10 protein-coding genes and 1 tRNA gene are annotated in these 14354 nt (G+C 64.6%); 7 read left to right on the forward strand and 4 right to left on the reverse strand.

Annotation, left to right across the window (positions count from 1 at the left end):
• The first annotated feature begins 101 nt into the window (after positions 1-101).
• From fixL to folD, 5 genes are all read left to right on the forward strand, one after another.
• Complete coding sequence (gene fixL / locus BX591_RS02455) at positions 102-2618, forward strand: oxygen sensor histidine kinase FixL (RefSeq protein ID WP_111929122.1); 2517 nt, start codon at positions 102-104, stop codon at positions 2616-2618.
• Entirely contained in the window at positions 2615-3259 is a 645-nt protein-coding gene (fixJ, locus tag BX591_RS02460) for an oxygen response regulator transcription factor FixJ (RefSeq protein WP_111929123.1), read from the forward strand. Before fixL ends, fixJ begins: the two co-directional genes overlap by 4 nt.
• 658 nt (positions 3260-3917) lie before the next feature.
• Positions 3918-5231 (forward strand): DUF3300 domain-containing protein, encoded by a 1314-nt coding sequence (locus BX591_RS02465; RefSeq protein ID WP_111929124.1) that lies wholly within the window; start codon positions 3918-3920, stop codon positions 5229-5231.
• 20 nt (positions 5232-5251) lie between these two features.
• On the forward strand, positions 5252-6196 hold the full coding sequence (locus BX591_RS02470; protein ID WP_111929125.1) for a DUF2950 domain-containing protein: 945 nt from the start codon (positions 5252-5254) through the stop codon (positions 6194-6196).
• A 285-nt stretch (positions 6197-6481) separates the two neighbouring features.
• A complete protein-coding gene (folD, locus tag BX591_RS02475; protein WP_111929126.1) occupies positions 6482-7342 on the forward strand; it encodes a bifunctional methylenetetrahydrofolate dehydrogenase/methenyltetrahydrofolate cyclohydrolase FolD in 861 nt (286 codons plus the stop codon).
• 221 nt (positions 7343-7563) lie between these two features.
• Here folD and BX591_RS02480 read toward each other — a convergent pair whose 3' ends face one another.
• Positions 7564-8676, reverse strand: a complete 1113-nt coding sequence (locus BX591_RS02480; protein ID WP_111929127.1) for an acyltransferase family protein — start codon at positions 8674-8676, stop codon at positions 7564-7566.
• Positions 8677-8971: 295 nt separating this feature from the next.
• Between BX591_RS02480 and BX591_RS02485 the strand changes: the two genes are divergently transcribed.
• Positions 8972-11080, forward strand: a complete 2109-nt coding sequence (locus tag BX591_RS02485; protein WP_111929128.1) for a M3 family metallopeptidase — start codon at positions 8972-8974, stop codon at positions 11078-11080.
• Between the two features lie 149 nt (positions 11081-11229).
• Here the strand turns inward: BX591_RS02485 and BX591_RS02490 are convergent, their stop codons facing one another.
• On the reverse strand, positions 11230-12522 hold the full coding sequence (locus tag BX591_RS02490; protein ID WP_111929129.1) for an amidohydrolase family protein: 1293 nt from the start codon (positions 12520-12522) through the stop codon (positions 11230-11232).
• A gap of 419 nt (positions 12523-12941) precedes the next feature.
• On the opposite strand from BX591_RS02490, the gene BX591_RS02495 reads away from it, so the two are divergent.
• The gene (locus BX591_RS02495) at positions 12942-13640 is read left to right on the forward strand and encodes an aspartate/glutamate racemase family protein (RefSeq protein ID WP_111929130.1); all 699 of its coding nucleotides are present in this window, start codon (positions 12942-12944) and stop codon (positions 13638-13640) included.
• A gap of 136 nt (positions 13641-13776) precedes the next feature.
• On the opposite strand, the gene BX591_RS02500 is transcribed toward BX591_RS02495, so the two are convergent.
• Positions 13777-13853: transfer RNA gene (locus BX591_RS02500), tRNA-Met, on the reverse strand.
• A 103-nt stretch (positions 13854-13956) separates the two neighbouring features.
• Positions 13957-14244 (reverse strand): hypothetical protein, encoded by a 288-nt coding sequence (locus tag BX591_RS02505; RefSeq protein WP_111929131.1) that lies wholly within the window; start codon positions 14242-14244, stop codon positions 13957-13959.
• Positions 14245-14354 lie beyond the last annotated feature (110 nt).

Genomic DNA, 14354 nt, shown 5'->3' on the forward strand with positions numbered 1-14354 from the left:
TGCCGTTGGACGGATACGTCGGCTAGTTTGCGCCGATTAATGACACTTTCAGCGCTTTTTTGCGCCATTTGCTAGCGACCTGCTGCGCTACAATGCCACGCATGTTGACCGAACGGCTTTTCGCTCGCTCGGCGCGCACCGCCGGTTCGCCGGCGGATTCGACGCCGTCCTCCCGCTGGCACCATGGACCATGGTGGTCGAATTCCTATTTGCTGACGCCGCTCCTGTCGATCCTGGTGTTTCTGGTCGTCATGAGTCTGATTTTGTGGAGCCTGAATCGGCGCGAACAGCAACAGCAGGAAGACACGCTTTACCGTAATGTCGCGTGGGCGCAGCAGCAGATCCGCCTGTCCATGACCGGCGCGCAGGAACAGATTCAGGCGCTCGCCCGCGATCTGGTCGCCGGCCACGCCGATCCGCATTCGTTCCAGGTGTCCACCACGGACATCATGCAGGGGCATCCCGAGATCCTCTACATGAACTGGTACACCAGCCAGCAGCAGCCGCGCTGGCCCAATACCGCCCTGCCCGTGTTCGGCCAGCGCCTCGCCAAACCGAACGACACGCAAATGGACGAGGCGGTCAAGGCCGCCTTCGCCGAGGCGCGCAACACGCGCCGCCAGGTCTACTCTCCGCTGATCTACGACGACGTCGGCAACGGCTACATCACGCTGCAAACGCCGGTGTTCCGCGACCGCGACTTTCTCGGCACGATTGCCGCCGTGTTCTCGGTGGAAGGCATCCTGAAGCACGACATTCCGCCCGAGTTGTCGGCTAAATACAAAATCTCGATCATCGACGTGAACAACCGCGAGTTGACCACCACGTCGACCCGCCCGCGCCTGCCGCGCGACATGTTCTACGACCTGCCGCTCGACCCGCCGGGTCAGGGCGTCTCGGTACGCGTCTACGCGTTCCCGCAGATGACCAACTTCACCAACAACACGCTCGTCTGGCTGGTGGCCGGCCTGTCGTGCTTCGTGTTGTGGAGTCTGTGGAGTTTGTGGAAGCACACCCGGCAACGTTTCGAAGCGCAGCAGGCGCTGTACGCCGAAGCGTTCTTCCGCCGCGCGATGGAAAACTCCGTGCTGATCGGTATGCGCGTGCTCGACATGCACGGCCGCATCACCCACGTGAATCCGGCGTTCTGCCGCATGACCGGCTGGGACGAAAGCGATCTGGTCGGCAAGAACGCGCCGTTCGCCTACTGGCCGCGCGATTCGTACCCGGAAATGCAGCGCCAGCTCGACATGACGCTGCGCGGCAAGGCGCCGTCGTCGGGCTTCGAACTGCGGGTGCGCCGCAAGGACGGTTCGACCTTCCACGCCCGTCTCTACGTGTCGCCGCTGATCGACAGCTCGGGCCGCCAGACCGGCTGGATGTCGTCCATGACCGACATCACCGAACCGAAACGCGCGCGCGAAGAACTCGCCGCCGCGCACGAGCGCTTCACCACGGTGCTCGAAAGCCTCGACGCCGCCGTGTCCGTGCTGGCCGCCGACGAAGCCGAGCTGCTGTTCGCCAACCGCTACTACCGCCATCTGTTCGGGATTCGTCCGGACGGCCATCTGGAACTCGCGGGCGGCGGGTTCGATAGCGCACAGGCCTCGTCCGATTCGATCGATATGGTCGATACCTACGCGGGCCTGCCCGCCGCGGCGCTGACCGAAAGCACCGCCGACGCCCAGGAAATCTACGTGCAAAGCGCCCAGAAATGGTTCGAAGTGCGCCGCCAGTACATTCAGTGGGTGGACGGCCACCTCGCGCAGATGCAGATCGCGACCGACATCACCACCCGCAAGCAGGCGCAGGAACTGTCGCGCCAGCAGGACGAAAAACTGCAGTTCACCAGCCGCCTGATGACGATGGGCGAAATGGCCTCGTCGCTCGCGCACGAGCTGAACCAGCCGCTCGCCGCCATCAATAACTATTGCTCCGGCACCGTGGCGCTGGTTAAATCCGGTCGAACCACGCCCGACAATCTGCTGCCGGTGCTCGAAAAGACTGCCCAGCAGGCGGTGCGGGCAGGCATGATCATCCGGCGCATTCGCGAGTTCGTGAAACGCAGCGAGCCGAAGCGGCAAGCCACGCGCGTCGCCGATATCGTCGCGGACGCGGTGGGTCTCGCCGAGATCGAAGTGCGCAAACGGCGCATTCGCATCGTCACCGATCTGCGTTCGCGTCTGCCGGTGATCTACGTCGACCCGGTGCTGATCGAGCAGGTGCTGGTCAACCTGCTGAAGAACGGCGCCGAAGCCATGGCCGAAGCGCGCCCGAATGCGGTGGATCCGGTGATCCGCGTGGTCGTGCGGCTGGAGAGCGGGTTTGTCTGCATCAGTGTCGTCGACCAGGGTCCGGGCGTCGACGAAGCGACAGCCGAGCGGCTGTTCGAACCGTTTTACAGCACCAAGTCCGATGGTATGGGCATGGGGCTGAACATTTGCCGTTCGATTATCGAATCGCACCGCGGTCGTCTGTGGGTGGTCAACAACGTCGAGTCCGACGGTCACATCACAGGCGCCACGTTCCATTGCAGTCTGCCTATTGGAGAGCCTGACGGCCCGAGCAACGGCGGGTCAGAGGCGCCGACACCACAAACCGTTACGGGAGAGCTATGAACAGCCCAGTCACCACACAGGAAACCGTCTTTGTCGTCGACGACGATGAGGCCGTACGAGATTCGCTGCGCTGGCTACTGGAGGCGAACGGCTACCGCGTGCAGTGCTTCTCCGGTGCCGAGCAGTTCCTCGACGCCTGGCACCCGCATCAGCAACCGGGCCAGATCGCGTGTCTGATTCTCGATGTACGGATGTCCGGCATGAGCGGACTCGAATTGCAGGAACGCCTGATCGCCGACAACGCAGTGTTGCCGATCATCTTCGTGACGGGTCACGGCGACGTGCCGATGGCGGTGTCGACGATGAAAAAAGGCGCGATGGACTTCATCGAAAAACCGTTCGACGAAGCCGAATTGCGCAAGCTGGTCGAGCGCATGCTCGACAAGGCGCGCAGCGAAAGCACCAGCGTTCAGCAACAACGCGCCGCCGCCGAACGTCTGGGCAAGCTGACCGCGCGTGAGCACCAGGTGCTGGAGCGCATCATCGCCGGCCGCCTGAACAAGCAGATCGCCGACGACCTCGGCATCAGCATCAAGACGGTCGAAGCGCATCGCGCGAACATCATGGAAAAGCTCAACGTCAACACGGTCGCCGATCTGCTGCGACTGGCGCTGTCGAACAAGCCGCAACAGGCGCAGTAAGACCGGCAGCGGCGCTCGCCGCTACACGCCGAGCTGAAATCTGAATGGTGGAACACGGCCGGACTCGCGACATGGTCCGGCCCGAGGCGCCCTCGCTCGCCAGGCATGTGCGCCGGCATGCTTCTCCGCGTCTGCGCCTTCCCATGCTGCTATGCTTCTCACGTTCCCGCCGCCCTGCTTCTCGCCTTCCCGCCGCCCCGCTTCTTGTCCTCTCCCGCACCGCAGTAAAAATTCAGCGTCTCGCGTCGATACGCCACCTCGTGCGAATCGTTACGCATGACTCAGCAATCGCTTACACCCGTCTGAAACTACGTTTTCCTCTGACTTGATTGACAAGCCTCTCTGCGCGCCCTAATTTAAACAGAGCACCTTAACGGGAATGGCTGATGCACGATCAACACGGAATGACGTGCCGCGAACGCCGCATGCAGGGTCGACCGACCGTGCAAAGCAACGGCCATCGCACATCCGGCCGATTCGTTCCCGTCCCGCGTCTCACCCGCCTTGCCGTCGCAACGCTAAACGCGTGCCGTCCCGCCTCGCCGCTGCCTGTTTTTACACAGTCGTTTGCTGCGCCGTCCGCTTCATTGCCGTGAACCGGCGCAGCTTTAGCTGCGCATCGACGTCTCGCGTCTCATCCAACCGGGAGGATTTCATCGTGAAACGATCCGGAGCACACCGCTCGCGTGTGATGCTGGTTTGCGCCGCTCTGGCCGGGGCGCCGCTCTTCGTCGGACTGCTCGCGCCGAGCGCGGTCCACGCGCAAAGCGCGCCGAAGATGTCGAACCAGCAACTCGACTCGCTGACCGCGCCGATTGCCCTCTATCCCGACGCGCTGCTCGCCCAGGTGCTGATGGCCTCGACCTTTCCGCAGGACGTGCAGGCCGCGGCCGCGTGGTCCAAATCGAACTCGAAGCTGCAAGGCGACGACGCCGTCAAGGCGGTCGCCTCCGAACCGTGGGATCCGAGCGTGCAGTCGCTGGTCGCGTTTCCGCAGGTGCTCGCCACGATGGCCTCGAAACCCGACTGGGTCGCGCAACTGGGCACCGCCTTTCTCGGCCAGTCCAACGACGTGATGGACTCCGTGCAACGCTTGCGCAAGCAGGCGCAGGCTGCCGGCAATCTGAAGACGAGCTCGCAGCAGAAGGTCGTGGTCGAGCAGAGCACGATTCAGATCGTGCCGGCCAATCCGCAGGTGGTCTACGTGCCGACCTATAACCCGACCGTGGTGTACGGCACCTGGCCCTACCCCGCGTATCCACCGGTGTATGTACCGCCGCCGCCCGGCTATGCGATCGCGAGCGGTTTCGCCGCGGGGCTCGCGTTCGGCGCCGGCGTCGCCGTGGCCAATTCGCTGTGGGGCGGCTTCAACTGGAATACCCATGACGTCAACATCAACGTCAATCGCTACAACAACGTCAACGTGAACAACCGGCTCAACGTCAACAGCAACACGACGAACTGGAACCGCAACGCCAACGTCAACCGCAACGTCAACAACGCGAATCTGAATCGCAACGGCAATAACAACCTCGGCAGTGCGCAGCGCGATGCTTATCGTGGCCGCGACGACGCCCGCGCAGAGGCGCAGCAGACCCTGCAGAATCGCACCGGACAAAATCTGGGCGGCAGTGCGAGCCAACGCGTGCAAGGGATTCACCAGGGCGGTACGGCGAACGCCGACTTGCAGAATCGCGCGCAAAACGTCAATCGCGATAACGCGCTGCGCGGCGCCGGCGACGGCAACAACGCCCGCCAGGACATGCAGCGCGGCCAGGCGAGCCGCGATTCGCTCGCGAATCGCGGCGGTGAGCAACGCACGGGCGGCGGGCTCGGCGCCAATGGCGGCGGTCAACAGCGCACGGGCGGCGGGTTCGGCGCGAATGGCGGCGGCGGCCAGCGCGGCGGGGGCGGTGGCGGCAGGCTCGGTGGCGGGGGCGGCGGCGAACGCCATTTCGGCCGCGGCCGTTGAACGATCAAGAGGAGTCTCTGATGATGCGCTTATCCCCACGCGGCGCGTTGCGCGCCCACCTTGCGACACGCGCCGCCGAGTTCGGCACGGCGGCCACGCTGCTGATAGCCTCGGCCTTGCTGATGGGCGCGCCGGCCGCGCACGCTCAAGCGGTCTACCCCAGTGCCGACGACGCCGCCAACGCGTTCGTCGACGCCCTCTCGCGTAACGACGAAGGGGCGCTCAAACACGTGCTCGGCAGCGACTACCATCGCTTCATTCCCACCGAAGGCATTGGCCAGGACGATATCTACGCGTTCCTCGGCGCCTGGTCGAAGGGTCACCAGATCGTCGATGACCCGGCCACCGGCAACGGCCACGCGAGCGCCCATCTGGCTGTGGGCGACAGCGGCTGGACCCTGCCGATTCCGCTCGTGCAGGCCGCGCACGGCTGGCGCTTCGACCCGCCCGCGGCGCGCAACGAGATGCTGACGCGCCGGATCGGCCGTAACGAGCGCGCGGCGATCATGACTTCGCTCGCCTACCTCGATGCGCAAAACGATTATCACAACCTGACGCAGCGCTACGCCGAACGCTTCGTCAGCACGCCGGGACAGCACGACGGCCTGTACTGGGCGACGGCGCCCGGCGAAACGGAAAGCCCGCTCGGCCCGCTCGCCGCGACGATGCCGAACGGCACGCTGCCCAAGGAGGCCTATCACGGCTATCACTACCGGATCCTGACCGCGCAGGGTGCGCACGCGAAGGGCGGCGCGCAGAACTACCGGGTGAACGGATCGATGACCGGCGGGTTCGGGCTGATCGCGTCGCCGGCCGACTATGGCAAGACCGGCGTGATGAGCTTTATCGTCAACCGGGACGGGCAGGTGTATCAGAAGAATCTCGGTCCGCAGACCGCGCGGGCGGCGGCCGCGATCCGGGCGTTCGATCCGGACGATAGCTGGCAGGCGGTGCAGCAGCCTTAGCGGCCCCAACGTGTGGCCGCGTCGAAGCAGGCGTCGCAAACGCGTCGCGCGGCCCGAATCGCTGCGTTGTCCAACGCATGATCTACCTCGCTCGCGACCGGGAATCCGTACGCGGCGCGTCATGTTGCGCCGGTATAATGGCGGACTTCGCAGTGGCGCCTATCTCCGATTCGCGCCGCGCGCTTTTCAGGCGGCGACCCGCTCCCGTCGAAAAGCGCCATCGCGTGGTGCGCTTGCGTGCCCGTGCCCTGCCCCGCTTTTCAAACTGCCCATCTCGACCCGACCATGACAGCCAAACTGATCGACGGCCTCGCCCTTTCCCAGACCCTGCGCGCCGAGGTCGCCACGCGCGCCGCCGCGTTGACCGCCCGCGGCCATCAGCCTGGCCTCGCCGTGGTGCTGGTCGGCGACAACCCGGCTAGCGAAGTTTATGTGCGCAACAAGGTCAAGGCCTGCCACGACAACGGCCTGGGTTCGTCGTTCGACCGTTATCCGGCCGATCTGCCGGAAGCCGAACTGCTCGCGCGCATCGACGAACTGAACCGCGATCCGCGCATTCACGGCATTCTGGTGCAACTGCCGCTGCCTAAGCATATCGACAGCCACAAGGTGATCGAGGCGATCGCGCCCGAGAAGGACGTGGACGGCTTTCACGTCGCCAACGCCGGCGCGTTGATGACCGGCCGCCCGCTGTTCCGTCCGTGCACGCCGTATGGCGTGATGAAAATGCTCGCCGCCTACGATATCCCGCTGCAAGGCGCCAACGCGGTGGTCATCGGCCGCTCGAACATCGTCGGCAAGCCGATGGCGCTGCTGTTGCTCGAAGCCGGCGCAACGGTCACGATCTGCCATAGCAAGACGCGCGATCTGGCCGCCCATACGCGCAATGCCGACGTGGTGGTCGCCGCCACCGGCCTGCGCAACATCCTGACGGCGGACATGGTCAAGCCGGGCGCGGCGGTGATCGACGTCGGCATGAATCGCGACGAAAACGGGAAACTTTGCGGCGACGTCGATTTCGCGGGCGTCAAGGAAGTGGCCGGCTACATCACGCCGGTGCCGGGCGGCGTCGGCCCGATGACCATCACGATGCTGCTGGTCAATACGATCGAAGCCGCCGAGCGCGAAGCGGCCGCGCACGCATAAAGGCTGAAGGGGAAAGCCGGCGGCGTGGATTCGCCCGCCGGCAAGCGGTCGAAGCGGCTGCCGCGAGTGCCGATTTCAAGATCCGCGCCATGGGCTCGGTGTCGGTACTGGAGCTTCACGGCACGGATCCTTCAGCGTCACGCTCAGACCGGCCAATGTCGCGGTACTGCCGGAGTGTCGGCTACGGGGTCCATTCCGGGCACCCTGCCACCACCCTCGCCTCACCCCGCCTGATCCCCCGCCGCCATGCCCGTGGCAAGCGGCGTCTCACGGCGCGCCAGCCGCGCGCGGCACCACTTCAGCACCGGCCGCTCCACGCAGTGCCACGACAGCGCCGCGCACAGCAGGATCAACGGCGCGGCGATTAGCACCGCCGTCACATGACTCAGCTGCGGCGCGATATTCGCAATGCATTGCTGCACCATGAAGCCGTACAGATAGATCCCATACGAGTAATCGTGGCGCGGCACGAAGCGCCGCAGCAGCGGCGTCGTGCCGACCCACAGCACGCCGTACACGAAGGCCAGATAGAACAGCGGCTGCGCGCCGGCGGTATCGCGGAACACGAGGAACACCATCGTCAGCCCGAGCGCCGTCAGGCCGCTCAGGTCGATCCGTTCGCGCCATCCGTAGAGCACCATGCCCAGCATGAAGAAGGGCTCCGGCCAGAACGAGTACCCGCCGGGCGTTTCGCTGAAATCGCGCAAGCCGATCTGGAAATGCGGCACATGCACACGTAGCACGAAGGCCGCGCCACCCAGCGCCGCCGCCAGCACCACGCCGCGCGCACTGGACAGCAACCCCAGCAGGCCGGTCACGAGCACGATCAGATAGCAGCGCACTTCGAGCGGCAGCGTCCACAGCGGGCCGCAGATGTCGACCGGAAAGCGGTTGTGCTCGAACACACCGGGCAGCGCCCAGCCGGTTTTCAGCACGATGGTCGAGAAGTTGTCGAGGTTGGCCCACGTCATGCCGGACGCGAAATAGTCGCGCAGCGGCAGCGTGGTGAACAACGGTCCAATGACGAACACCGTCACCAGCGAGCCCATCGCCACCGCCGGCCACAAACGCGCGATGCGCAACGCCGCGAAGCGCGGCACCGAGCGTTGCCGGTCGAAGCTCGCGGTCACCAGCATGCCGCTCAGCAGGAAGAACGCGTACACGCCGAGCGCGCCGAAACCGTCGAAACCGAGCGCGTTCTGGACCCAGTCCGTGGTGCCGTCGGGCGCCTGCAGCAGATACGAGTGGCCATACACGACGGCCACGGCGGCCAGAAGCCGCACGAGGTCGAAGTTGTTGCCGTTGCGCGATAGAGCGTGCGAAAGCGGGTTCATCGATACCTCTCAGGCAAAAAACGTTGCCGGCCGGTGATCGAGGACCGGCAGCGACACGTCACTTTGCGGCACGGCAGCAATCAGCACCGTTCGCTGTCGCACAAACGCGCGGCGGCGCAGGTCCGCGCGCGTGGGACAGCGTGAGACGAGCCGATCTGATAATTTGTGTGCCGACGGATTGGAATCGGCGTGCCCTGCCCCAATAATGTCGATATCGGGTGTTTATCGCCGTCTCCTTGAGGGACGCCCGCCGACCCACCGACTACCCGTTCACTCGCGTCAGACAGGAAGCCTTATGTCCACTACCCCCTCGAATCACGACAATCCGCTCCTCGATTTCTCCGACCTGCCGCGTTTTGGCGACATCCGCCCCGAACACGTCACGCCCGCGCTCGACGTACTGCTCGCCGACGCGGCCGCCGCCGTCGAACGCGCCGCGCAGCCCATCACCCCCGCTTCGTGGGCCGACGTGGTCGAACCGGTCGAGCGCGCCACCGAACCGCTGGCGCGCGCCTGGGGCGTGGTTGGCCATCTGAATGCCGTCGCCGACACGCCCGAGTTGCGCGCCGCCTACGGCGAGAACCTGCCGCGCGTCACCGAATTCTGGTCGAGCGTCGGTCAGAACCTGGCGCTGTATGAAAAGTACAAGACCTTGCACGCCAGCAGCGACTTCGCGTCGCTGACCGGCGAGCGCAAGAAAATTCTCGGCAATGCGCTGCGCGATTTCCGTCTGTCCGGCGCGGAACTGCCGGAAGACCAGAAGCCGCATTTCGCCGAATTGCAGGAACGCCAGGCCGGGCTGTCGAAAGCGTTCTCCGACCATGTGCTCGACGCGACCAACGCTTACGCGTATCTCGTCGAGGAAGGCGCCACCGAGCAACTGGCCGGTCTGCCCGAAGACGTGATCGAAGCAGCGAAGGAAGCCGCCGAACGCGACGGCAAAACCGGCTACAAATTCACGCTGCACTTCCCGTCGTATTTCCCGGTAATGCAGTACTCGGAAAATCGTCCCATGCGCGAGACGATGTATCGCGCCTACGTGACGCGCGCGTCCGAACTCGGGCCGCAATACGGCGGCGGCAAAGCGGAATGGGACAACACCGCCGTGCTCGCCGACCAGTTGAAGCTGCGCGCGGAAGAAGCGCATATGCTCGGCTACAACAACTTCGCCGAAGTCTCGCTCGCGCCGAAAATGGCCGAGTCGCCCGCCCAGGTCATGACCTTCCTCGAAGACCTCGCCACGCGCGCGCGTCCGCATGCCGAGCAGGACTGGAAAGAGTTGCGCGAATTCGCCGCGAACGAACTCGGCATGAGCGAGTTGCAGCCGTGGGACATGACCTTCGCCGCCGAAAGGCTGCGCCAGAAGCGCTATTCGTTCTCCGAGAACGAGGTCAAGCAGTACTTCCCGGAAGACACCGTGTTCAAGGGTCTCTTCAAGGTGACCGAGACGCTGTTCGGCGTGCGCATCCGTCGGGACGAAGCCGCGGTGTGGCATCCCGACGTCCGCTTTTTCCGCGTCGAGAATCAGGACGGCGGTCTGGTCGCGCAGTTCTACCTCGATCTGTATGCACGCGAAGGCAAACGCGGCGGCGCCTGGATGGATGACGCGCGCGGCCGTCACAAGCACGCGCAAGGCGGCTTGCAGACGCCGGTCGCGTATCTGACCTGCAACTTCTCGGCGCCGGTCGGCGGTAAGCCCGCCTGCTTCACGCACGACGAAGTCATCACGCTGTTCCACGAGTTCGGCCACGGTTTGCATCACATGCTCACGCGCGTCGACGAACTGGGCGTGTCGGGCATCAACGGCGTGGAGTGGGACGCGGTCGAACTGCCGTCGCAATTCATGGAGAACTTCTGCTGGGAGTGGGACGTGTTGAGCGACATGACCTCGCACGTGGACACCGCCAAGCCGCTGCCGCGCGATCTGTTCGACAAGATGCTGGCCGCGAAGAACTTCCAGAGCGGCCTGGGCACGCTGCGCCAGATCGTGTTCTCGATGTTCGACATGCAACTGCATACCGGCTTCGACGCGGCCGGCACGCAGAACGCCACCGAACTCGCGAGCGAGATCAACGAGCGTTTCCACGTCGTGCCGCAGGCCGCGTTCTCGCGTTGGCCGAATACGTTCAGCCATATTTTCGCGGGCGGTTACGCGGCGGGTTACTACAGCTACAAATGGGCCGAAGTGCTGTCGGCGGATGCGTACGCCGCGTTCGAGGAAGCGGCGCAAGGCGCGAGCGGCAGCGTGCTCGATCAGGCAACCGGCATGCGTTATCGCAAGGAGATTCTGGAGGTGGGCGGCAGCCGTCCGGCGATGGAATCGTTCAAGGCGTTCCGCGGCCGCGAGCCGAATATCGACGCGTTGCTGCGTCACAGCGGGATGGCGCCTGGCGCGCAGCATTGATGTCGCGGTTGACGCGGGCGGGCGTTCACCCGGTAAGTTGAGCGCTGGCCTGCCTGATCGCCGCTAATAAAAAGCCGGTGATTTGCTCACGCAAATCACCGGCTTTTCTTTTTCCGCATGCCGAACGCAGCGCTCGCAACAAGCACCTGCTAGTCGCGGTGCAGCTTGAAATCCACCTGCGAAGGCCGCCCTTCGAGCGACAACGCCGCGCGCGCGGCCGGCGCACGGCTCACCACCTTGCCGCGGCTCACCACCGCGAGCCGCGCGGCACGCAAACGGATCGCCTCGACCGGATCGCGCGCGTCGAGCAGCACGAGGTTCGCCGCGCAGCCCGGCGCGATTCCGTAGCCCTCCAGACCGAGAATGCGCGCCGCATTTACCGTGACCGCGTCGAAGCACTTCCGCATGCCGTCGACGCCCGTCATCTGCGCGACGTGCAGGCCCATGTGCGCGACTTCGAGCATGTCGCCCGAACCGAGGCTATACCACGGGTCCATCACGCAGTCGTGGCCGAAGGCGACCGTGATGCCGGCGGTCATCATCTCGGGCACCCGCGTCATGCCGCGGCGTTTCGGGTACGAGTCGCTGCGGCCTTGCAGCGTGATGTTGATCAGCGGATTCGCGATCGCGGCGACACCCGCTTCGCGCATCAGCGGTAGCAGCTTGCTGACGTAGTAGTTGTCCATCGAATGCATCGACGTCAGATGCGAGCCGGTCACGCGCCCTTGCATGCCGAGCCGGTGGGTTTCGGCGGCGAGCGTTTCGATGTGGCGCGACATCGGGTCGTCCGATTCGTCGCAATGCATGTCGACGCGCAGACCCTGCTCCGCCGCGAACTCGCACAGCAGCCGCACGGACTGCGCGCCGTCGGCCATGGTGCGCTCGAAATGCGGAATGCCGCCGACCACGTCGACGCCCATCGCGATGGCCCGCTTCAGGTTCTCGAAGGCACCCGCGCTGCGCAGCACGCCGTCTTGCGGAAACGCCACCAGTTGCAGGTCGAGATATGGCGCGACCCGGCGCTTCACTTCGACCAGCGCCTCGACCGCGAGCAGGCGCGGATCGCAGACGTCGACGTGACTGCGGATCGCCAGCAGCCCGCGTGCGACGGCCCAATCGCAGTATTGCAAGGCGCGCTCGATCAAGGCTTCCTGCGTCAGGTCCGGCTTCAGTTCGCCCCACAGCGCGATGCCTTCGAGCAAGGTGCCCGACGCGTTCACGCGCGGCAAACCGTACGACAGCGTCGCGTCCATGTGGAAATGCGGATCGACGAATGGCGGCGTGACGAGCGAGCCGGCCGCGTCGATTTCCTCGGCGGCGCTGGCGGCCAGATTCGGCTCGACGGCGACGATGCGGCCCGCTTCGATGCCGATGTCGACCGTGTGCTTGTGCTGCGGCGCGGCGCCCGGCGCTAGGGTCGCGCGTCGGATGATCAGATCCATGTGTCGCTCCTGTCGGCCCGAGTTAGCGCTTTAGCGCTTACTCGGGCCCCATGCAACCTGTTGCGGTCGACCAGAGTTAGCGCTTTAGCGCTTACTCGGGCCCCATGCAACCTGTTGCGGTCGGCCGCAGTTAGCGCTTTAGCGCTGACTCGGGCCCCATGCAACCTGTTGCGGTCGACCAGAGTAAGCGCTTCAGCGCTTACTCGAGTCCCATACAACCTGTTGCGTCGTGCTTCAATAAAAGCCCATTCTATCGGCGTCAGAAACCCCATGCCGACATTCCATCGCGTGGCCGTACCGGCGAGCAGCAGCCAATGCGTACCGGCATTCCCCACTCTCTGCCGCCTATACTCGGCCATTCAAACGGCGCGCGCGGCCTTCGCGCTCCCGCATGCATCATCCACTCGCGGAGCAGGTCCATGAAAACGATCGGTGTGATCGGTGGGATGAGTTGGGAATCGTCCGCCGAGTACTACAAGCTTATCAACCGCCACACGAAAGCGCGCCTGGGCGGCCACCATAACGCACGCAGCCTGATGGTCACGGTCGACTTCGCACCGATCGAGGCACTTCAGCGCGCGGGCGACTGGGCCGCGCTCGGCGAGCAGCTGGCCGATGCCGCACGGCAACTCGAACGCGGCGGCGCCGAACTCGTGATCCTTGCGACCAACACGATGCATCGCGTGTACGAAGCGATCGAGCAGGCGATCGACGTGCCGTTCCTGCACATCGCCGATCCGACCGGCGACGCATTGCGCGCCGCGGGCATCGAGCGGGTCGGCCTGCTCGGCACCCGTTATACGATGGAACAGACGTTCTATACCGGTCGGCTGCGCGAACGTCACGGCCTCGACACGCTGGTGCCCGACGAGGCCGAACGCGCGGACGTGCATCGCATCATTTACGACGAGCTGTGCCACGGCAACGTCAAGGACGATTCGCGCGCGGCGTATCAGCGCGTCATAGAAACGCTGGCCGCGCGAGGCGCGCAAGCGGTGATTCTCGGCTGCACCGAGATCTCGTTGCTGATCAAACCGGAAGATTCTGTATTGCCCGTGTTCGATACCACGGCGCTGCACGCGCAGGCCGCAGCGGAATGGGCGATTGAGTCGGCGTAGAGCTTGATGACGGGCAGCGGGCGCCGCTTTGCAAATGCCCGTCATGCGCATTCACATCGAGCAACTCGCGCGAAAGATCAAATCAAGAAGTCAAAAAGCCCGCATGACTTTCGTCATGCGGGCTTTCAACAATACTTGGTTGCGGGGGTAGGATTTGAACCTACGACCTTCGGGTTATGAGCCCGACGAGCTGCCAGACTGCTCCACCCCGCGTCAGAGAAAAAGATTATAGCTGGGCGTCATCTAAACGTCAAACAATCGTGCGAATTATTTCACTCGACTACTTCGCGCGACTGCGTACATGTCCGTGCAATGCTCAAAGATCCTGCACCGTGGCGCCTTCCACTTTGCCGTCGATAATATCCGCACCGTACTGGCTCGCGCTGCGTTTGGCGACGCCGAAATCGGAGAAGGTGGACGGCAACACGAGGCGGAACACGCGGCTCGCCGTCGAGCCGCTAATAGCGCCCGGCCGGCACACGCGTACGGCGACGTCGTAGCCTTCGGCATGGCGCTTGTGGCCGTCGAATTTGTCGAAGGCCCGCGAGAACACCAGTGGGTGCACTTCGAAGTCCTTATAAAGCGCTGGATAACGTTCGGCCATGTTGCCTCCCCGATGCGCATGATCGCGCGTATGTGGTGTCTCACTATACGCCGCGCCTCGAGGCCGCCGCGCTTTTATTTTCCGCGGCCCACGCGGCATTTTTTCACGAC

The sequence above is a fragment of the Paraburkholderia bryophila genome, from assembly GCF_003269035.1.
Lineage (GTDB): Bacteria > Pseudomonadota > Gammaproteobacteria > Burkholderiales > Burkholderiaceae > Paraburkholderia > Paraburkholderia bryophila.